This window comes from Streptomyces sp. NPDC057099 (genome assembly GCF_042671245.1).
GTDB classification, from domain to species: Bacteria; Actinomycetota; Actinomycetes; order Streptomycetales; family Streptomycetaceae; genus Streptomyces; species Streptomyces purpurascens.
This window is the reverse complement of the sequence record NZ_JBHUTX010000017.1, coordinates 73,286-91,975: the sequence shown is the minus strand read 5'-3', so window position 1 is coordinate 91,975 and position 18,690 is coordinate 73,286. Positions and strand designations below refer to the sequence as shown.

The 18,690-nt window shown below is 71.6% G+C and carries 19 protein-coding genes; 11 read left to right on the top strand and 8 right to left on the bottom strand.

Annotated elements, in window-relative coordinates; all coding sequences use genetic code 11:
• Positions 1 to 389 precede the first annotated feature (389 nt).
• From ACFT4A_RS22240 to ACFT4A_RS22220, 5 genes are all read left to right on the top strand, one after another.
• Positions 390 to 1,211: a glycosyltransferase family 2 protein gene (locus tag ACFT4A_RS22240; RefSeq protein WP_382832657.1), complete on the top strand. Its 822-nt coding sequence runs from the start codon at positions 390 to 392 to the stop codon at positions 1,209 to 1,211.
• On the top strand, positions 1,208 to 2,215 hold the full coding sequence (locus ACFT4A_RS22235; protein ID WP_382832656.1) for a glycosyltransferase family 2 protein: 1,008 nt from the start codon (positions 1,208 to 1,210) through the stop codon (positions 2,213 to 2,215). Before ACFT4A_RS22240 ends, ACFT4A_RS22235 begins: the two co-directional genes overlap by 4 nt.
• Positions 2,208 to 3,008, top strand: a complete 801-nt coding sequence (locus ACFT4A_RS22230; protein WP_382832654.1) for a polysaccharide deacetylase family protein — start codon at positions 2,208 to 2,210, stop codon at positions 3,006 to 3,008. The genes ACFT4A_RS22235 and ACFT4A_RS22230 overlap by 8 nt, the downstream gene beginning before the upstream one ends.
• A gap of 98 nt (positions 3,009 to 3,106) precedes the next feature.
• Positions 3,107 to 4,201 carry a DUF5925 domain-containing protein gene (locus ACFT4A_RS22225; protein WP_382832652.1) on the top strand — a complete coding sequence of 365 codons (1,095 nt, stop codon included), beginning with the start codon at positions 3,107 to 3,109 and terminating at the stop codon, positions 4,199 to 4,201.
• A 33-nt stretch (positions 4,202 to 4,234) separates the two neighbouring features.
• Positions 4,235 to 5,008: a DUF72 domain-containing protein gene (locus ACFT4A_RS22220; RefSeq protein WP_382832650.1), complete on the top strand. Its 774-nt coding sequence runs from the start codon at positions 4,235 to 4,237 to the stop codon at positions 5,006 to 5,008.
• Positions 5,009 to 5,115: 107 nt separating this feature from the next.
• On the opposite strand, the gene ACFT4A_RS22215 is transcribed toward ACFT4A_RS22220, so the two are convergent.
• Positions 5,116 to 5,484, bottom strand: coding sequence for a GntR family transcriptional regulator (locus ACFT4A_RS22215; RefSeq protein ID WP_382832648.1), 369 nt, complete (start codon positions 5,482 to 5,484; stop codon positions 5,116 to 5,118).
• Between the two features lie 71 nt (positions 5,485 to 5,555).
• Here ACFT4A_RS22215 and ACFT4A_RS22210 point away from each other — a divergent pair, with 71 nt between their 5' ends.
• Both ACFT4A_RS22210 and ACFT4A_RS22205 read left to right on the top strand, forming a co-directional pair.
• Complete coding sequence (locus ACFT4A_RS22210; protein WP_382832646.1) at positions 5,556 to 6,482, top strand: GNAT family N-acetyltransferase; 927 nt, start codon at positions 5,556 to 5,558, stop codon at positions 6,480 to 6,482.
• Positions 6,463 to 6,963 carry a DUF402 domain-containing protein gene (locus tag ACFT4A_RS22205; protein WP_382832644.1) on the top strand — a complete coding sequence of 167 codons (501 nt, stop codon included), beginning with the start codon at positions 6,463 to 6,465 and terminating at the stop codon, positions 6,961 to 6,963. The genes ACFT4A_RS22210 and ACFT4A_RS22205 overlap by 20 nt, the downstream gene beginning before the upstream one ends.
• Before the next feature lie 19 nt (positions 6,964 to 6,982).
• Here ACFT4A_RS22205 and ACFT4A_RS22200 read toward each other — a convergent pair whose 3' ends face one another.
• A complete protein-coding gene (locus tag ACFT4A_RS22200) occupies positions 6,983 to 7,615 on the bottom strand; it encodes a class I SAM-dependent methyltransferase (protein WP_382832643.1) in 633 nt (210 codons plus the stop codon).
• Positions 7,616 to 7,753: 138 nt separating this feature from the next.
• Between ACFT4A_RS22200 and ACFT4A_RS22195 the strand changes: the two genes are divergently transcribed.
• Positions 7,754 to 7,891, top strand: a complete 138-nt coding sequence (locus ACFT4A_RS22195; RefSeq protein WP_382832641.1) for a hypothetical protein — start codon at positions 7,754 to 7,756, stop codon at positions 7,889 to 7,891.
• 27 nt (positions 7,892 to 7,918) lie between these two features.
• Here the strand turns inward: ACFT4A_RS22195 and ACFT4A_RS22190 are convergent, their stop codons facing one another.
• Positions 7,919 to 8,368 carry a GNAT family N-acetyltransferase gene (locus ACFT4A_RS22190; protein ID WP_382832639.1) on the bottom strand — a complete coding sequence of 150 codons (450 nt, stop codon included), beginning with the start codon at positions 8,366 to 8,368 and terminating at the stop codon, positions 7,919 to 7,921.
• 196 nt (positions 8,369 to 8,564) lie between these two features.
• Between ACFT4A_RS22190 and ACFT4A_RS22185 the strand changes: the two genes are divergently transcribed.
• Entirely contained in the window at positions 8,565 to 9,584 is a 1,020-nt protein-coding gene (locus tag ACFT4A_RS22185) for a lytic polysaccharide monooxygenase (RefSeq protein WP_382832745.1), read from the top strand.
• 120 nt (positions 9,585 to 9,704) lie between these two features.
• Here the strand turns inward: ACFT4A_RS22185 and ACFT4A_RS22180 are convergent, their stop codons facing one another.
• Positions 9,705 to 10,565, bottom strand: coding sequence for an esterase/lipase family protein (locus tag ACFT4A_RS22180; protein ID WP_382832637.1), 861 nt, complete (start codon positions 10,563 to 10,565; stop codon positions 9,705 to 9,707).
• A gap of 174 nt (positions 10,566 to 10,739) precedes the next feature.
• The gene (locus tag ACFT4A_RS22175) at positions 10,740 to 11,186 is read right to left on the bottom strand and encodes a MarR family winged helix-turn-helix transcriptional regulator (RefSeq protein ID WP_382832636.1); all 447 of its coding nucleotides are present in this window, start codon (positions 11,184 to 11,186) and stop codon (positions 10,740 to 10,742) included.
• A gap of 97 nt (positions 11,187 to 11,283) precedes the next feature.
• On the opposite strand from ACFT4A_RS22175, the gene ACFT4A_RS22170 reads away from it, so the two are divergent.
• Positions 11,284 to 11,658, top strand: a complete 375-nt coding sequence (locus ACFT4A_RS22170) for a cupin domain-containing protein (protein ID WP_382832634.1) — start codon at positions 11,284 to 11,286, stop codon at positions 11,656 to 11,658.
• A gap of 16 nt (positions 11,659 to 11,674) precedes the next feature.
• On the opposite strand, the gene ACFT4A_RS22165 is transcribed toward ACFT4A_RS22170, so the two are convergent.
• Positions 11,675 to 12,649, bottom strand: coding sequence for a hypothetical protein (locus ACFT4A_RS22165; RefSeq protein WP_382832633.1), 975 nt, complete (start codon positions 12,647 to 12,649; stop codon positions 11,675 to 11,677).
• Positions 12,646 to 16,104, bottom strand: a complete 3,459-nt coding sequence (locus ACFT4A_RS22160) for a DNA polymerase III subunit alpha (RefSeq protein WP_382832743.1) — start codon at positions 16,102 to 16,104, stop codon at positions 12,646 to 12,648. Before ACFT4A_RS22160 ends, ACFT4A_RS22165 begins: the two co-directional genes overlap by 4 nt.
• Positions 16,105 to 16,258: 154 nt before the next feature.
• Here ACFT4A_RS22160 and ACFT4A_RS22155 point away from each other — a divergent pair, with 154 nt between their 5' ends.
• Positions 16,259 to 17,287, top strand: a complete 1,029-nt coding sequence (locus ACFT4A_RS22155; protein ID WP_382832630.1) for a DUF3533 domain-containing protein — start codon at positions 16,259 to 16,261, stop codon at positions 17,285 to 17,287.
• A 57-nt stretch (positions 17,288 to 17,344) separates the two neighbouring features.
• Here the strand turns inward: ACFT4A_RS22155 and ACFT4A_RS22150 are convergent, their stop codons facing one another.
• Complete coding sequence (locus tag ACFT4A_RS22150) at positions 17,345 to 18,427, bottom strand: S1 family peptidase (RefSeq protein ID WP_382832628.1); 1,083 nt, start codon at positions 18,425 to 18,427, stop codon at positions 17,345 to 17,347.
• Between the last annotated feature and the right edge of the window lie 263 nt (positions 18,428 to 18,690).

Below are 18,690 nucleotides of genomic sequence, written 5' to 3'. Positions count from 1 at the left end.
TCAGGACTCATAAAACACATCACGTAACGACCAAACCAACAAAAACGTGAGGGGCCGTTCCAGGTCTTGCCATACGGGTTCAATCGTCAATACCGTCATACATCTCACCCGCATCGGTCCGTCAGTAAGCGGCTCTAGGGGAGGGCTCAAGGACCGCGACGTACCGGCGCGGGGCGCGGTAGGGGGGTGCCGTGCTCGGTGACCGCACTTGGTGGCCGGGCCGTGCCGCGCGGTCGGCTGCCGTTTTCGCGGCCGGCCAGCTTTGCCAGCTCACCCGGCGTGCCCGAAGCTCCATCTCGGCGTGCCACGGGTGAGAACCCCCCTTTCGAACCGGACTGGATCCGGACTGCCCTGGGGGGGCGGTCCACCGGACGAGAGGGACCAGACTCATGAGCTCAGTTCTGCAGCCGGCCGCCGCGGAGCAGCATCCGCCGACCGCCTCCAAGTACCGACCCGTCTCCTCTCACCTGGCCATCGCGCCGCCGGTGAGCGTGGTGATTCCGGCCATGAACGAGGCGGAGAATCTTCCGTACGTCTTCAAGACCCTGCCCGACTGGATACACGAAGTGGTCCTGGTCGACGGGAACTCCACCGACGACACCGTCCAGGTGGCCCGCGAACTGTGGCCCGAGGTCAAGGTCGTCGAGCAGCGCGGCAAGGGCAAGGGCGACGCCCTGATCACCGGTTTCCAGGCCTGCACCGGCGACATCATCGTGATGGTCGACGCGGACGGCTCGGCCGACGGGGGCGAGATCCTGTCGTACGTCTCCGCCCTGGTCTCCGGCGCGGACTTCGCCAAGGGCTCCCGCTTCGCCAACGGCGGCGGCACCGACGACATGACCTTCATCCGCAAGCTCGGCAACTGGGCGCTGTGCTCGGTCGTCAACCGCAAGTTCGGCGCCCGCTACACCGATCTGTGCTACGGCTACAACGCGTTCTGGCGGCACTGCCTCGACAAGATCGACCTCGACTGCACCGGCTTCGAGGTCGAGACCCTGATGAACATCCGGGTCGTCAAGGCCGGGCTCAAGGTGCAGGAGATCCCGAGCCACGAGTATCTGCGCATCCATGGCACCAGCAATCTGCGGGCCGTGCGGGACGGGCTGCGCGTGCTGCGGGTGATCCTCCAGGAGCGCTCCAACCGCCGTGCGCTGCGCCGCCGTGCGCCCCAGTCGCCGATGGTGGATGCCCTGCGGGGAGAGGTGTCTTGAGCGGTCCCGGCATCTCCGTCGTGATCTGCGCGTACACCGAGGACCGCTGGGAGGACATCCTCGCGGCGGTCTCCTCGGTGCGGGCGCAGTCACGGCCGGCCCTGGAGACGCTGCTGGTCGTCGATCACAACGACACGCTCCGGGAGCGGCTGGCCAAGGAGTACAAGGAGTACGAGGAGCCCTCCGAGGGCGCCGTGGTGCGGGTGCTCGCCAACGCGGGCCCCCGCGGCCTGTCCGCGGGCCGCAACACCGGGATCGCGGCGGCCCGCGGCGAGATCGTCGCCTTCCTCGACGACGACGCCGTGGCCGAGCGCGACTGGCTGCGGCACTTCGCCGAGGCGTACACCGACCCGCTGGTGATGGCGGTCGGCGGGCGCACGGTGCCGGTCTGGGCGTCGGGGCGGCGGCCAGAGTGGTTCCCGGAGGAGTTCGACTGGGTGGTGGGCTGCACCTACCGGGGTCTGCCGCGCGGCCGGGTCCGGGTGCGCAATGTGCTCGGCGGCAACGCCTCGTTCCGCCGCAGCGCCTTCGACGCGGCGGGCGGCTTCGCCACCGGCATCGGCAGGGACGGCGACAAACGCCCGCTGGGCTGCGAGGAGACGGAACTGTGCATCCGGCTCAGCCGCGCCCGGCCCGACGCGGTGCTGCTGATCGACGACCGGGCGGTGATCCATCACCGGGTGCCCGAGGTCCGCGAGCACTTCCGGTACTTCCGTACGCGCACCTACGCCGAGGGCCTGTCCAAGGCCCTGGTGGCCCGAAGTGTCGGCGCCGGGAAGGGACTCGAGTCGGAGCGCCGGTATACGACCCGGGTGCTGCCGGCCGGGGTGGCCCGGGGCTTGCGGGACGCCCTGCTGGCCCGGCCGGGCGGCGTGGGGCGGGCGGGCGCGATCGTCGCCGGGGTGCTCACGGCGGCGGGCGGGTACGTGGTGGGGAGCGTGCGGGCCCGCCGGGGCGGGGCGACGTTCTCGGTGCCCGCGGTGGAGGAGGCGGTTCGTGAGTGACGCAGCCGTACCCATCCTCATGTACCACGCGGTCGCGACCGATCCGAACGACGCGACCCGCGCCCTGTCCGTGACCCCGGAGGCGTTCGCCGAGCAGATGGCGGTGCTCGCGGACCGGGGTCTGACGCCGCTCACCACGGCCGGACTCGCCGCGTGCTGGCGCTCCGGCCGCCCGCTGCCCGCGCGGCCGGTCCTCATCACGTTCGACGACGGCTACGAGGGCGTGCACCGGCACGCGCTGCCCGTGCTCGCCAAGCACGGCTTCCCGGCCACGCTGTTCGTCTCGACCGGGTGGCTGAAGGGGCCGTACGACACCGGCGGCGGCCTGGACACCATGCTGGACTGGGACCAGGTCCGTGAGCTCGGCGCGGCGGGCGTCGAGATCGGCGGGCACAGCCACAGCCATCCCCAGCTCGACCAGGTCTCCGACGCCACACTGCGGTTCGAGCTGATCCACTGCAAGGAGATCGTCGCGGACCAGCTGGGCACCGTCCCGGCCTCGTTCGCCTACCCCTACGGCTACTCCAGCCGCCGGGTCCGGCGGGCGGTGCGCGAGACGGGGTACGCCCAGGCACTCGCCGTGGGCAACGGCCTCGCGCGCCGCACGCAGGGGCCGTACGCCCTGCGGCGCGTGACGGTGCGCCGCGGCACGGGCATCGACGAGTTCGAGCGGCTGGTCGAGGGCCGCGCGATCGCCCGTACGTTCGCCGGGGACCGTGCCCTGACCAAGGGGTACGCCCTGGTCCGCAGGACCCGGCAGGCACGCCGGCTGGTGTCCCGCTCCGGGGTCTGACCTGCGCGGGCCTCAGGGCCTGACCCGCGCAGGGGGAACCCGCCGTGTGCACCGGGAAACCGGGTGCACACGGCGTCCCCGTGCCGGATCATGGCGGCATGTCTGGAAACCCGCACGAGGCGCTGCCGATCCGGCTCAACGTCGACGACTCCGACTCCCCGTCCGATGTCGTCGACGCGCTGTTCCTCGGCCGCTTCGCGACGGGCGAGCAGCCGTACTCCCACGCGGCGAACATCGACCGCGTACGGTCCGGGGCCACGCTGATGCCGTCCGGCGCGCGGGTGCTGCGCGTCGCCCGGGACGACGACCGCAGCGCCACGCTGGCGGAGGGCGACGGCTGGACGCTGCTGGTCTCCCGCTGGAACCGGGGCGCCGACGTCACGGTCACGGCGACCAGCGCGGAGCTGGCGCAGAAGGTGCTCGACCAGGCCACGGACGGCGCGGCGGACGAACCCGAACCGCAGCCGGAGAACGTCACGATGGGCTTCTGGTACGTCTCCCCGCGCCGCGGCCCGCACCGCACGACCCGCCAGATCGCTGCGGGCACCTGGGACGAGGTGCGGTCCAACTACACCGCGCCGGTGGCGGACGCCATGGACCGGCTGATGAAGACGACCCCGGAGGACATCGCGGGCCGGCTGCTCCTGCTGCACGGCCCGCCGGGCACCGGCAAGACGTCCGCGCTGCGCACCCTGGCCCGTTCCTGGCGGGACTGGTGCCAGGTGGACTGCGTCCTGGACCCCGAGCGGCTCTTCTCCGACGTCGGCTATCTCATGGACATCGCCATCGGCGAGGAGGACTCCACGGGCAAGGGCCGCTGGCGGCTGCTCCTGCTGGAGGACTGCGACGAGCTGATCCGCGGCGAGGCCAAGCACACGGCGGGCCAGGCGCTGTCGAGGCTGCTGAACCTGACGGACGGACTGCTCGGCCAGGGCCGCAACGTCCTGGTCGGTGTCACGACCAACGAGGACCTGGAGCGCCTGCACCCCGCCGTCGTCCGCCCCGGGCGCTGCCTCGCCCGGATCGAGGTGGGTCCGCTGACCCGCCCGGAGGCGGTGGGCTGGCTGGGCCACGAGGACGGCGTCGGCCGCGAGGGCGCGACCCTGGCCGAGCTGTACGCGCTGCGCCGGGGCACGTCCCCGACGGCGCTGCCGGAGCCGCGCGGGGACGCCGACGCGGGGCTGTATCTGTAGGAGGTCCCCGCCGGCCGGTGTTTTGATGGGGTTATGACCCTGTTCGTCGGTACGTCCGGGTGGCAGTACAAGGACTGGCGGGAGGTCCTGTACCCGGCCGGGCTGCCGATGCGGCTCTGGCTGGAGGAGTACGCCGGGCACTTCGCGACCGTCGAGATCAACAACGCCTTCTACCGGCTGCCGGCGCGGGAGACCTTCGAGGACTGGCGGGGGCGGGTGCCCGGGGACTTCGTCGTCGCGGTCAAGGCGAGCCGCTATCTGACCCACATCAAGCGGCTCAAGGATCCCGAGGAGCCGGTGCACCGTCTGATGAGCCACGCGGCGGGCCTGGGGAGCCGTCTCGGCCCGGTCCTCCTCCAGCTGCCGCCCAACCTGCGCGCCGACCCGGGCCTGCTGGACGCCTGCCTGGCCTGTTTCCCCGCCTCGACCCGGGTGGCGGTGGAGCCCCGCCATGACTCCTGGTGGACACCGGAGGTCCGCGCGGTCCTGCGGTCCCGGGGCGCCGCCCTGTGCTGGGCCGACGTCCTGGCCCGTCCCGCGACACCGCTGTGGCGCACCACCGACTGGGGCTACGTCCGCTTCCACCAGGGCCGCGCCCACCCCTGGCCCCGCTACGGCCGGCGCTCCCTCGCCACCTGGCTCGACCGCGTCGCCACGACCTGGCCCGACGGCGAGGACGTCTACGCGTACTTCAACAACGACCCGGGCGGCGCGGCGGTGGAGGACGCGAGGACGTTCGCGCGGGTGGGGAGGTCGGCGGGCCTGGAGATCACCCGCACGCCGGGGCGTCTGGCGCGGACCGGCTGAACCGACCTTCTTCGCCATTGTGGCCGGGCGACGCCCTCAAGGGGCGCGGGGAACTGCGCGAACAACCCCCACCGGCCCGCACCCGGCCGACAGCCCGACCCAACGCTCTACTCCCCGTAAGCCGCCCGCAGGGCATCCCGTACCGCCGCCAGTGCGTCGGCTTCCGTGAGCCCGAGCCGCCTGGCCCGCTCCACGTAGGCCTGGGCGGCAGCCGCCAGCTCCCGGTCCGCCGCCGCACCGGCGGCGGCCACGAACGTGCCGTTGCGCCCCCGCGTCTCGATCACGCCGTCCGCCTCCAGCGCCCGGTACGCCTTGGCGACCGTGTTCGCGGCGAGCCCCAGCGACTCGGCCAGCCCTCGCACGGTCGGCAGCCGGTACCCCACCGGCAGCGCCCCCGACCGGGCCTGCTCGGAGATCCGCGCCCGCACCTGCTCGTACGGCGGACCGCTGTCATCGATGTCGATCTTCAAGGTCACAGGCCGATTGTCCCGTACCCGGCGGAAAATAAGAGGCACCCGGGGTGCGCCCCCACGTAACGTCCGCCTCCATGACTGTGATCGTGCGCGACCTGCGACCCGACGTCCGAGCCGACGCCGAGGGGTTCTCCGACACCCGCCGCCTCGCCCTTCCCTACATGTTGTCCACCCCCGAGTCGGTGGTGCACACCCTGACGCACGTCCATCCGGACGCCCACTTCGGCCAGCTCATCGCCGAGGAGGACGGCGAGATCATCGGCACGGCCCAGATCAGCGTCGCCCACGACAGCCCGGAACCCGGCCAGGGCTCCGCCAACATCTACGTGCGCCCCGACCGGACGCGCCGCGGTGCCGGTTCGCTGCTGCTGCGCACCGCCGAGGAACGCCTGGCCGCACTGGGCGTCACCAAGCTGTTCGCCTGGGTGCTGGACGAGCCGGAGAACCACGCCTTCGCCGAGCGGAACGGCTTCCGGGCCAGCCGCTCCGCCTACTTCCTGCGCCTGGACCTGACCGGCGCGCTGCCGCCCCGCCAGGACCCGCCGGCGGGCGTCGAGCTGCGTACGGCCGCCGACTTCGCGGACGACCCGCGCCCGGTGTTCGAACTGGACGCGGTGACGTCGTCCGACGAACCGAGCGACATCGAGACCGAGTTCACGGACTACGAGGCCTGGATCGAGGAGCACTGGAAGCACCCGCTCCTCGACCGTGAGCTGACCACGGTCGCGCTGGTCGACGGCCGCCCCGCCGCCTTCAGCGTGGCGTACACCGACGGCGGGGCCCGCTACGGCACGGCCATGACCGGGACCGCCCGGGAGTTCCGCGGCCGGGGGCTGGCCAAGCTCGCCAAGAACGACTCCCTGCACCGGGCCCGCGCCGCCGGGTGCACGGAGGCCTTCACCGGCAACGACACCGGCAACGAGCCGATGATCGCCATCAACAAGTGGTTCGGCTACGAGATCTGCGCGAAGGAAGTGCGCTATGTCCGTGAACTCGGCTGACCGGCCCGACGAGGTGGACGTCGTACTCGTCAAGGCGGGCCGTACGAAGATCCGTTACACCGGCGAGCTCCTGGCGGACGACGGCACGCGTGTCACGGTCCGCGCCCCGTGGGCGGGCAACGGCGTACGCGACTTCGGGTTCGTCCGATTCGAGCCCGGGGACGTCTTCACGGAGTACTACTGGCGTGACCGCTGGTACGCGGTGAAAGAGGTCCGCACCGCCACGGGCACGCTGAAGGGCTGGTACTGCGACATCACCCGCCCCGCCGTCCGGTCCGGCCCGGAGCTGGTCGTCGAGGACCTCGACCTGGACCTGTGGCGCTCCGCCGACGGCTCGGACGTACGACGTCTGGACGAGGACGAGTTCGCCGACAGCGGCCTCGCCGGGACGGACCCGGAGGCCGCCCACGCCGCCCTGTCCACACTCGACGAACTGGAGACCCTGGCCCGCGGCGGGGACTTCGCCGCGCTCCTGGCCTGATCCCCCGCCGTCCCCCGCGTCAGCCCGTCAGCGCGACCACCGCGTACCGCTCGTCCGTCACCTCCCCGCCCCACAGCAGCGGATCGTCCGACAGCCGCTCCACCCGCACCTGCCCGGCGACCGGGGCGAGGAGGGCGGTGAGCCGCTCCGCCGGTATACCGACCGGATCGAGCGTCCCCCACACTCCCTCGACCAGCACGAGCCGCCCTCCCGGCCGCAGCAGCCCGGCCCAGTGCCGCAGGGCGCGGCCGGGGTCGGGCAGGGCCCACAGGACATGCCGTACGAGAACGACGTCGAAGCGCTGCCCCCCGATGGGCGGGGCCATGGCATCACCGACGAGGAACACCGCGTCACGCCCGGCCAGTTTCTCCCGGGCGAGCGCCACCATCGCCGGCGAGAGGTCCACGCCCGTCACCCGGTGTCCCTGCTCGGACGCGAGGAGCGACAGACTTCCGGTACCGCAGCCGAGATCGAGGAGGTCACCCGCGCGCCCGGGCAGCCAGCCGCGCAGCCGCCCGGCCCAGGCGCGGCGCACCCCGGGGTCGCGCAGCCCGTGGTCCGGCTCCGTGTCGAAGGAAGCGGCCCGCGCGTCCCAGTCCACGCCCGGGCAGGGGGTGTTCGCCGAGGTCACGGGTTCACCGTCGTTGGTCATGGGCCCAAGAGTGACACCCGCCACTGACAGTCGAATGGTGACAGCCGCCACAGACAGACCGGGAGCGATGAGGAACTCTCCCCCGAAAGGTCTACCTCCGTGAGAACGCGGAACCCGGTAGCCCCCAAGGAGGCAGCCATGCGCCGTGTGACCGTGCAGAAGCCCCTGAAGAAGTCGGACGTTCGCGGCAAGCTCCGCGAGGAGGCCGACGAGTGCCCCGGCGGGCGCCCGGAAGTCCGCAAGGACATCGCACGCACGTGGTGGCCGGACAGCTGACCGGCCGGTGCCGATCATGAGACCCGTTCAGAGCAGCCGCTTGCGGTAGTGGACGCGGTCGTAGGGCCCTTCCACACGGCGCTCCACGAGCTCGTAGCCGTACCTCGGGTAGATCTTCTGGTTCTCCCACATCATCGCGTTCGTGTAGAGCCTGATCTCGGGCAGGCCCAGCGCACGCGCGCGTGACTCGACGAACCGGAGCAGCCGTCGCCCCACTCCGCTGCCGTGCGCGGTGGGGTGGACGGCGATGGTGTCGAGGAAGAGATGGTCCTCGAAGGCCTCGACCACGACGAGGCCGGTCACGGGCTCGCCCGTCACGAACACCTTCCCCGCGGCCACGTTCGCCGCGTGGTCCTCCTCCATGGGTTGCGGCACCCGGCCGATGCGCTCGATGTAGGGGCGGAAGGCCGCGTCGATCACGCTCTCGACGACCGGTACGTCGGCGGCTCCGGCCGGCCGGATCTCCTCGTCTGCCATGCCGCGACGGTACCTACCTGATGCCAGTCTGAGCACTCCCTTAACGCGGCCATAAGGATCTCCTCCACCCGTCCCCAGCAGGCGATTTCACGGTTCTCTGGGGCTAGCTTCGGATCACCCCACGGGATCCGGCCCACTCGGGCCCGGACCTGTCCCCTGAACCGTTTCGAGGAGTTCCCGCATGCCCGCACGCCGCATGCCCGCACGCCGCGCCGCAGCCACCGTCTTCGCCCTCGGCGGCCTTCCGCTCGCCCTGACGGCACTGACCGCCACGTCGGCGGCCGCGCACGGTTCGATGGGCGACCCGGTCAGCCGGGTCTCGCAGTGCTACGCCGAGGGCCCCGAGAGCCCGAAGTCGGCGGCGTGCAAGGCGGCCGTCGCGGCGGGCGGCACGCAGGCCCTCTACGACTGGAACGGCATCCGCATCGGCGAGGCGGGCGGACGGCATCAGCAACTCATCCCGGACGGCAAGCTGTGCAGCGCGAACAACGCGCAGTTCAAGGGGCTCGACCTGCCCCGCGCCGACTGGCCCGCGACCTCCGTACGCAGCGGCTCGCACACCTTCAAGTACCGCGTGACAGCGCCCCACAAGGGCACCTTCAAGGTGTACCTCACCAAGTCCGGCTACAACCCGGCCAAGCCGCTGGCCTGGAAGGACCTGGATCTGAAGAACCCGGTGGCGACGTCCACCGATCCGGCCGCCAAGGGCGGTTTCTACACCTTCTCCGGCACCCTGCCCAAGCGTTCGGGCAGACATCTGCTGTACGCGGTGTGGCAGCGGTCGGACAGCCCGGAGGCGTTCTACTCCTGCTCGGACGTCTCCTTCGGCGGCGGTGGCACCGCGAAGGGTGGCACGGCCCCGGCCCCGACCGCCTCGGCTCCCACAAAGAAGCAGATCGAGGACGGCACCGACAAGTCGACCGTCGAGAACCACGGCCACGGCGACCTCCCCCACTCTCGAACAAGCTCGAGCGGGGGGACCCCCATCGCCAAGACATCGGCAAAGCCGGCCGCGGCCCCGGAGAACACCCCGAACGCAGCCCCGAACCGGCCTAAGGCGGCGGCCGGTGCCACCGAGAACCTCGCCGAGACCGGCGGCGACACCAGCACGACATACCTCGCGATCGGCGGCGCCGCAGCACTGGCGCTCGGCTCGTCGGCCCTGTTCCTCACCACCCGGCGCCGGGCGATGAGCAGCGGCCGCCACGGCCGCTGACCAGCACCCGCCCCTGACTCGGGGCCTGTCCGGCGGCTCAGGCCGGACAGGCCCCGAAACGTTTCCCCTACACGTGTCAACAGACACGTGTCAGTGGTAACCGCGTCAGCGTTACACGTGTCATTCGAACGCCGAAGCACAAGTAGTGGGCCGAGCCCGCCCCGGATCCAGCGCGTTGGCCACCTCATGGAAGGCGATCCGGTCGAGCAGCCCGATGGCCACATGCTCGGACAGATCCAGCGGGCACAGATCCTGGAGCAGGACGTTGCGCACGTCCGGCCCGCTCAGGTACTGGCTGCGCCACGGCGTGACCACCTCGTCGTACTTGGTGGCGATGACGGTGTAGCGCACGCCGGGCACGGTGTCGCCGCCCGCGTTGAGCCGCTCGAGGAAGTCGGAGCCGACGACCTGGTCGGCGAGAGCGGGAGTGTTCTTCGCCAACAGGTCCGCCGCGCCCGGGAAGTAGGGCAGCAGGCTGGTGAAGCCGCTCAGGGTGGTGCCGTGGTTGGAGGGTGCGATGCCGACCAGGGCGTTCACCTTGGCAGCTCCGCCGAGGAACCGCAGGTACCAGCGGGGCATCATGCCGCCCTGCGAGTGTCCGACGACGTCGGTCTCGGCGGCGCCGGTCGCGGCGAGCACCTTGTCGACGAACTCCTTCAGCTGTCCGGCGGACCTCTCGACGGGGCCGAGGCCGTGGAAGAAGGGGACGCCCTCGAGCTGGCCGTAGTCGAGGGAGAAGACGCAGTAGCCGCGGACCTTCAGATAGGGGGCGAGGCCCAGCCAGTTGTCGACGGAGTTCCCGAGGGTGCCGTGGACCAGGACGACGGGACGGGGATGGGCGGCGGACGGCTTGCAGGAGTAGTCGTTCCAGCCGGCGCTGGGAGCGGCGGCGGCCTGGGCGGTGGTGGCGGGGACGGTGACGGCCGCGGCGGTCAGCAGCAGCGCGGCCAGGGGTCTGAGCACTCGTTTCCAGGGCAGCATCGAGTGATCTCCTTGCGGGTCAAGGGAAGTGCGACGGCACGACGCCTGTGATCCGGATCACGAGGATGCTGTTCACTCGTCAAGTTACGAGCGAGTAGCCAACCTGGGAAGTTACGCGTCAGTAAAAACTTCCGGCGGTAACCGGCACCGCCCGCCCCGCCCCCGCCACCGCCCTCACCAGGCGGGCCGCACAGGCCCCTGGGGCGCGATCCGCAGCAACTGCTCCCGCAGCACCCGCACTTCCCCCTCCCCCAGCACCGCGCCCCACTCCCGCACCGCCTCCGCGGCCGCCTCCTCGGCCGCCCGCGTACAGGCCCACCCCCGCTCGGTGAGCACGACCAGCCGCGCCCGCGCATCCTCGGGATGCGCCCGCCGCTCGGCATACCCCTTGCGCACCATCTCGTCGACGAGCTGACTGGCGGCCTGCTTGGTCACCCCGAGATGGACGGCGAGGTCGGTGGCCGTCGCGCCGTCCGGAGCGAGCCGGGCGAAGGCGAAGCCGTGCGCGGGCCGCAGCCCCTCGAAGCCGCGCGCGACCACGCCCTCGTGGATGCGGTGCGTGAGCCCGCCGGCGGCGGCGAGCAGGGCGGCGGACAGGGCCATGGCCTCGGAGTTCTGCACGCATGCATTGAAACACCCTTGACGTGACGGTCAAGTAGCTTGACCATATAGTCAAGTTGCTTGACCATCTCACCCAGCCAGTAGACCGGAGGCAGCCATGCCCGTCATCCGCTCCTCGGAAGCCGTCACACACGAGATCCACGGCGCCCGTTTCGTCTCGTACGCCACACCGCTGAGCGGGAGCAAGGAGTTGTGCGCCTGGCGCGGTGAGATTCCCGCCGGTCTCAAGGCTCCCGCGCACACGGTCAGCCGGGAGGAGATCTTCCATCTGCTCGACGGCGAGCTGCTGATCACCCTCGACGGCCGCACCGACCGGATCACGGCGGGCGACACGGTGATCATCAACCCCGGCGCCACCCTGACCGTCGAGAACCCGACCGGCCGGACCGCGTACTCCTGGGTCACCACCTCCATCGGCCTGGAGGCACGCCTGGCCGACGGCACCCGCATCGCGCCGCCGTGGGCCAACTGACGTCACGCGGAGGGACCTACGCCGCCAGTCCCCCGGGCATCACCGCCCGTGGCCCGAACTTGGCTCGCGCGCGGTCCGCGACCTCCTCGATACGGCGGACCCGCTCGTCCACGGGGTCGAAGGTCAGCTGGTAGGAGGCCTGGTCGGCGGGGTCGAGCCCCTCGGCGCGCAGGACGATCGCGCGCACCCGGGCGCGCTGCAGACCGAGCGCCTCGTACATGCCGTACGCGGTCCTGGTCAGCGCCGGTGAGTGTGCGGTCGGTTCGGTCAGGGTGCGGCTGCGGGTGGTGGCCGACCGGTCGGCGTAGCGCACGGTGAGGGTGAGTGTGCGGCAGACCTTGTCCAGGGCGCGCAGCCGGGCGCCGATCTCCTCGGCGGCGGACAGCAGTGCCCGGCGGTGCCGGTCCGGGTCCAGTTCGTCGCGCTCGAAGGGGCGTTCCGTCGCGAGCGAGCGGGAGACGGCGTTCGGGACGACCCGGCCGCGGTCGACGCCGTTCGCCTTCTCGCGCAGCTCGCGGCCGGCCTTGGCGCCGATCAGCCGCTGGAGTGTGGACAGCGGCGCGGCGGCGACCAGGCCGAGGGTGTCGAGGCCGTAGTCGCCCAGCGTACGGGCGGTTCTGGTGCCGATGCCGGGCAGCGCGGCGACGGGCTTGTCCGCGAGGAACTCCGCAATGGCGTCCCGTCCCTCGGGCACCGCGGACGTCACCCCGGGCACGGCGTCGCCCAGCGCGACCCGGGCCAGCATCGGCCCGGGCCCGGCGCCGATCACGCAGTCGACGCCGTACAGCGCGAGCGAGCGCACCCGGATCACCGAGGCCAGTTCGACGGCGTCCCGCCCGAAGTACCGCTCGGCGCCCCGCAGGTCGGCCAGCGCCCCGTCCGGTGGCAGGGCCTGGACGACGGGCGTGAACTCCTCGAGCATCCCGAGCAGCCGGGGCAGATCGGCCTCGCGCGTCGGAGGCAGCTGGAAACGTACGCAGAGGATGGTCATCCCGCACTCCCCGGACTCTGGTGCCACAACTTCCGTCCCACCGCGGGTCCTTCGCCCGCGGGACGCAGATCGGCCCAGGGGTGCATCTCGTACCCCGTGGGCATGCGGATCTTCCGCTGGTCCGTCGGCTCCTCGTCGGCGGAGCCGGCCGGTCCGGGCGCTCCCTCACCGTCGCCATCGAAGACGCCGGTGCCGGCCAGCCGGGCGGCGACCCCCTCCAGCCCCTCCTCCCGGCGCACCTCCAGCAGTTCCGCGAGGTTCCAGGCGGCGGCGCCCACCACGCTGAGGCTGCGCGGGCCGCGCCGCTGCACCACCCCGCGCACCAGCAGCAGCCAGGAGTGGAAGACGGTGTGGGCGCAGGCGTCGTGGGAGTCGTCGAAGAAGGCGAGGTCGACCAGGCCCGTGCCGTCGTCCAGGGTGGAGAAGATGACCCGCTTGCCGGACCGGATCGGCGGTGTCTGGGTGGCCGCCTTGGCGCCCGCGACCAGCACCGTCTCCCCGTGCCGGGCCTCGCGCAGCCGCCGTGCCGAGACCACGCCCAGCTCGTCGAGGAACTTCCGGTGGTCGTCCATCAGATGGCGCGAGGCGTCCATGGACAGCACGCCCAGTTCGGCGCTGAGCCGCTCCGCCGAGGAGAGGTCGGGCAGCCCGGCCGGGGCGGTCTTCCGCCCTCCGGCCATCGGGAGCTGGCCGCCGCCCGCGCCCCGCGCGCCCCGGTGCAGTTCGGTCAGATGCAGTTGCAGATCACGGCGGTTGGCGCCGAACGCGTCCAGCGCTCCCACCTGCGCGAGCCGCTGGGCCAGCGGACGACTGGGCCGGCCGCGCTCCCAGAAGTCGAGCAGCGAGGCGTACGGCTGCCCCTCGGCGATCCGTGCCGCCTCGGCCTCGCTGATGCCGTGCACATCGGAGAGAGCCAGCCGCAGCCCCCAGTTACCGGACACCAGTTCGATACGGTGTGCGATACCCGACGTATTCACATCCAACGGCAGTACCGGCACCCCCCGCCGCCGCGCGTCCGCCAGCAGCAGCCGCTTGGGATACATCCCGGGATCGTGCGTCAGCAGCCCGGCATAGAAGGCGGCGGGATGATGCGCTTTCAGCCACGCCGACTGGTACGTCGGCACGGCGAAGGCGACCGCGTGCGCCTTGCAGAAGCCGTACGACCCGAAGGCCTCGACGATCTCCCAGGTCCGCTGAATCGTTTCCGCGTCATAGCCCCGGGCCGCCGCGTGCTGCGCGAACCACACCTTGATCCGCCCCTGCGACTCCGGATCCGACAACCCCCGCCGCACCCGGTCCGCCTCACCGCGCCCGCACCTGGTCATGATGTCGACGATGTCGATGATCTGCTCATGGAAGACGACGACCCCGTACGTCTCCTTCAGCGGCCCCTCCAGATCCGGATGCGGATAACGGATCGGCGCCCGCCCGTGCCGCGCCTCGATGAACGGCCGCACCATGTCGGCGGCGACCGGCCCGGGCCGGAACAGCGAGATGTCGACGACGAGATCGTGGAAGGTGGCCGGCTGGAGCCGCCCGACCAGGTCCCGCTGGCCCGGCGACTCGATCTGGAAGCACCCGAGCGTCTCGGCGGATCGCACCAGCCGGTACGTCTCCGGATCCCCCGGCGGCAGGGCGTCCAGATCGACCCGGACACCCGACGCCCGCCCCACTTCCGCCACCGCGTGCGCCATCGCCGACTGCATCCGCACACCCAGCACGTCCAGCTTCAGCAGCCCGAGGTCCTCGACGTCGTCCTTGTCGAACTGCGACATCGGAAAACCCTCGCCGCTGGTCGGCATGACCGGCGTACGCGCGAGCAGCGAGGCGTCCGACAGCAGCACCCCGCACGGATGCATGGCCACCCCGCGCGGCAGGGCGTCCAGCCCCTCGACCAGCTCCCACAGCCTCCCGTACTTCTCCTTCTCCCCGGCCAGCGCGCGCAGCTCGGGCAGTTCCTCCAGGGCCGCACGGGCGTCCCGCGCCCGGATATGCGGGAAGGACTTGGCGACCCGGTCGATCTCGGCCGGGTCCATGGACAGGGCGGCCCCCACATCCCGGATGGCGTGCCGCACGCGATACGTCTCCGGCATCGCGACCGTGGCGACCCGCTCGGTGCCGAACCGGCCGATGATCGCGCGGTAGACCTCCAGCCGGCGCGCGGACTCCACGTCGATGTCGATGTCGGGCAGCACGACCCGCTCCTTCGACAGGAACCGCTCCATCAGCAGCCGGTGCTCGATCGGGTCGGCGTGCGCGATCCCGAGCAGATGGTTGACCAGCGACCCCGCCCCGGACCCCCGGGCGGCGACCCGGATCCCCATCCCCCGCACATCGTCGACCACCTGGGCGACGGTCAGAAAGTAGGAAGCGAAGCCATGGTGGGCGATGATGTCCAGCTCATGGTGCATCCGCTCCCAGTACTCCCGCCGCCGGTCGTACCCGCGCAGCACCATCCCCGCCACCACCCGCGAGGCCAGCGTCCGCTGGGCGGTACGACGCCCGGCGCCCACCAGATGCGGCTCGGGGAAGTGGACGGTGCCGATCCCGAGATCGTCCTCGGGGTCGACCAGACACTCGGCGGCCGCGGCCTCGGTCTGCTCCACCAGCCGGTGAGCGATGTCCCGCCGGAACCCCGCGGCCTCCACGATCCGCTCCGCCGCCCCGAACATGGCCCCCGCGCCCTTGAGCCAGGCCTCGCCGGAGTCCAGCTCCTTGGTCGGGTCGATGGGCACCAGCCGCCGGGCGGAGTCCAGGACGTCGGCGACCGGCCCCAGCCCCGAGTCGGCGTACCGTACGGCGTTGCTGAGCACGGGCCGGATCCGCTGCTCGGCGGCGAACCCGACGGTACGGGCGGCCAGCCGCAGGGACCCCGGACCCGTACCTTTTCGGCCATGCCAGACGGCCTCCAGCCGCAGGTCGTCGCCGTAGACCTCCCGCCAGGGCACGAGCAGCCGCGCCGCACGGTCGGGACGCCCCGCGGCCAGGGCACGCCCGACATCCGACTCGGGCCCGAGCAGCACGGTCAGCCCCTCGGCCCGATGGTGCTCCCAGGGCAGCAGAGGCGTGGGCCCCTCCCCCGCATGCGCCGCCGAGACGAGCCGGCACAGCTCGGCCCACCCCCGGGCACCGTCCCGGGCGAGAAAGATCACGCGGGGAGCCGACTCGTCGACGAAGGCACCGCCCCGCACCGGAGTCCGGCGCCGCCCCCGCCGGTCGTCGCCCTGGGAAGCCTGGGCGCCCGCCACCGCCAGATCCGCCCCGAACACCGGACGGACCCCGGCCTTCGCGCAGGCCTTCGAGAACCGGACGGCACCGGCGAGCGTGTCGCGATCGGTGAGGGCCAGGGCGTCCATGCCCCGCTCGGAGGCGCGCTCGGCCAGCCGCTCCGGATGCGAGGCTCCATATCGCGACGAGAATCCGGAGACGGTGTGCAGATGCGTGAACCCCGGCACACGCACCTCCCGCACTCGTGAGCCGTACCAGCTCTCGAACATCTGTTCCCAGCTACCTCACCCCCACCATAGACCAATTTTCGAATGTGTGTGCGACATCCATTCGGCCCCGTCCCACCTGCGGAAACACCCGGCCGCCCCCGACCGTGGAGGCATGCCGCACAGCTCGTTCCTCAGCGAGGTGAAGGACGCCGTCACCCCCCGGGCCACCCTGCTCATCCTCGGCGTGATCGCCCTCCAGCTGCTGTTCATCGCCTCGTACGTGGGGGCACTGCACGACCCGAGACTCAAGGACGTGCCCTTCGGGGTGGTCGCCCCACAGGCCGCCTCCGCACAAGCGGTGACCCGACTGGAACGACTGCCCGGCTCCCCGCTGGACCCCCGCGCACTGCCCGACGCGGCCACGGCCCGGGACCAGATCACGAACCGGGACATCGACGCCGCCCTGATCATCAACCCGGCGGGCACCGACACCCTGCTCGTGGCCTCCGGCGGCGGCAGGGTCCTCGCCAACACCCTGACGGCCCTCGTCACCACCCTGGAGAGGTCGGAGAAGCGCACCTTCCGCACCGTCGACGTCATCCCGTCCGCCGCCCACGACCCCAACGGGCTCTCGTCCTTCTACCTGGTGGTCGGCTGGTGCGTGGGCGGCTACCTGGGCGCCGCGGCCCTGGCCATCAGCGCGGGAGCGAAACCGTCCAACCCCGAGCGCGCCGCGATCCGCCTGGCGGTCATGGCCCTGGTCGCGATCACCGGCGGCCTCGGCGGAGCCCTCATCACCGGCCCGGTCCTGGACGCCCTCCCCGGCAGCACAGCGGCCCTCTGGGGCCTGGGCGCCCTGATCATCTTCGCCGTGGGCGCGGCCACCCTCGCCCTCCAGGGCGTCTTCGGCACGATCGGCATCGGCCTGGTGATCCTGCTGGTGGTGATCCTCGGCAACCCGAGCGCCGGCGGCGCCCTTCCCCCGCCCCTGCTCCCGCCCTTCTGGAAGGCGATCGGCCCGGCACTGCCCCCGGGAGCGGGCACCTGGGCCACCCGCTCGATCGCCTACTTCGAGAACAACGCCATGACCGCGTCGCTCCTGGTGCTGGCGGCCTGGGCGGTGGCGGGAGCGGCCATCACCCTGGTGGCCGCCGCAATGCGGAAGCGAGTCGCCACCCCACCCCCGGCGCACACACCGTAGGACGCATGCAAAAGCCCCGCCCCTCACACAAGGGGCGGGACTTCACAGGGCTACGAGTCAGCCGATCTCGGTACCGGTCGCCGACAGCGCCTCGGTCACCGGCTGGAAGAACGTCTCGCCACCGGAGGTGCAGTCACCGCTGCCACCGGAGGTGAGCCCGACCGCCTTGTCGCTCGAGAAGAGCGCGCCGCCGCTGTCACCGGGCTCGGCGCAGACGTCGGTCTGGATCAGACCGTTCACGATGTCGCCGTTGCCGTAGTTCACGGTGGCGTCGAGGCCCGTGACCTTGCCGTCGTGCACCTGGGTCGTCGACCCGCTGCGGGTGACCGCCATGCCGACGGTCGCCTCGGCGGCACCCGAGATCTTCTGGGTGGAGCCGTTGTAGAGGTTCACCTCGCTCGGGTGAGCCACCTCGGCGGTGTACTTGACCAGCCCGTAGTCGTTGTCCGGGAAGCTGGAGTCCGCGTTGGTGCCGATCTCCTTGCCGCTGGAGTCCGACCAGGTGGAGATGCCCTCGGTGCAGTGACCGGCGGTCAGGAAGAACGGCTCGCCGCCCTTGACGACGTTGAAGCCGAGCGAGCAGCGGCCGCTGCCACCGGTGATCGCGTCGCCACCGGCGATGAAGGGCTTGTACTCCCCCTTCGACCTCTTCAGCTCCGCCTTCGCGCCGAGCCCGTCGACGACCTTCGTCAGCGTCGCCCACTCGGCCTTGGAGACCGTACGGTCGGCGGTCACGACGACCTTGTTCGTGGTCGGGTCGGTCACCCAGGCGGTGCCGGGGATCGTCGCGTCCGCCTTCAGCGTGCCGCGGGCGCTCTTCAGCTCGGCGAGGGAGTTCGCCACGACTCTCGCCTTGGCGCCGGCCTTCTCGACGGCCTTGGCCGCGGCCTCGTCGAGCACGTTCACCACGAGGTTCTTGCTCTTCGTGTCGTAGTACGTACCCGCCGAGTCGGCGCCCAGGTCCTTGGCCAGCGTCGAGGCGAGCTTTCCGGCCGCGGAGACCGACAGGGTCTCGGGCTCACTGACCTTCGCAGGCTCGCTGGCGTTCGCAGACTGGAAGGTCACTCCGGCGGCGACCAGTGCGGCGACACCCGCACCTGCCAGGGCTGCACGCCGCTTGGGTATGCGTCGGTGCTTCAACTCACGTCCTCCTGTGGGGGGTCGGCCCTGGAGGTTGTGGGGACCTCGCGGGCCGGAAGGCCTTGTTGACGAGCGCCCACTATTCCGAGGACCACAGGGAGCACACAAGGTCGAGTTCAGGACGCGCGTAGATCACGGGCCCCACTCCCCCACATTTTGACCGCGCACGGTCAAATCGGACCCAACTCGCACCCGCTTCACACGCGTTCACACTGCAAACATTACGCGCGAGTAATGTGCGCGCACTCTGCGAGGTCTGGCCA

Excerpts from the sequence above, each read along its gene's own strand:
- ACFT4A_RS22200 (WP_382832643.1), bottom strand. The coding sequence starts at position 7,615 with ATGACCAACGACGGTGAACCCGTGACCTCGGCGAACACCCCCTGCCCG.
- ACFT4A_RS22185 (WP_382832745.1), top strand. The coding sequence starts at position 8,565 with ATGCCCGCACGCCGCGCCGCAGCCACCGTCTTCGCCCTCGGCGGCCTT.
- ACFT4A_RS22155 (WP_382832630.1), top strand. The coding sequence starts at position 16,259 with ATGCCGCACAGCTCGTTCCTCAGCGAGGTGAAGGACGCCGTCACCCCC.
- ACFT4A_RS22210 (WP_382832646.1), top strand. The coding sequence starts at position 5,556 with ATGACTGTGATCGTGCGCGACCTGCGACCCGACGTCCGAGCCGACGCC.
- ACFT4A_RS22220 (WP_382832650.1), top strand. The coding sequence starts at position 4,235 with ATGACCCTGTTCGTCGGTACGTCCGGGTGGCAGTACAAGGACTGGCGG.
- ACFT4A_RS22190 (WP_382832639.1), bottom strand. The coding sequence starts at position 8,368 with ATGGCAGACGAGGAGATCCGGCCGGCCGGAGCCGCCGACGTACCGGTC.
- ACFT4A_RS22195 (WP_382832641.1), top strand. The coding sequence starts at position 7,754 with ATGCGCCGTGTGACCGTGCAGAAGCCCCTGAAGAAGTCGGACGTTCGC.
- ACFT4A_RS22240 (WP_382832657.1), top strand. The coding sequence starts at position 390 with ATGAGCTCAGTTCTGCAGCCGGCCGCCGCGGAGCAGCATCCGCCGACC.
- ACFT4A_RS22165 (WP_382832633.1), bottom strand. The coding sequence starts at position 12,649 with ATGACCATCCTCTGCGTACGTTTCCAGCTGCCTCCGACGCGCGAGGCC.
- ACFT4A_RS22170 (WP_382832634.1), top strand. The coding sequence starts at position 11,284 with ATGCCCGTCATCCGCTCCTCGGAAGCCGTCACACACGAGATCCACGGC.
- ACFT4A_RS22180 (WP_382832637.1), bottom strand. The coding sequence starts at position 10,565 with ATGCTGCCCTGGAAACGAGTGCTCAGACCCCTGGCCGCGCTGCTGCTG.
- ACFT4A_RS22225 (WP_382832652.1), top strand. The coding sequence starts at position 3,107 with ATGTCTGGAAACCCGCACGAGGCGCTGCCGATCCGGCTCAACGTCGAC.
- ACFT4A_RS22205 (WP_382832644.1), top strand. The coding sequence starts at position 6,463 with ATGTCCGTGAACTCGGCTGACCGGCCCGACGAGGTGGACGTCGTACTC.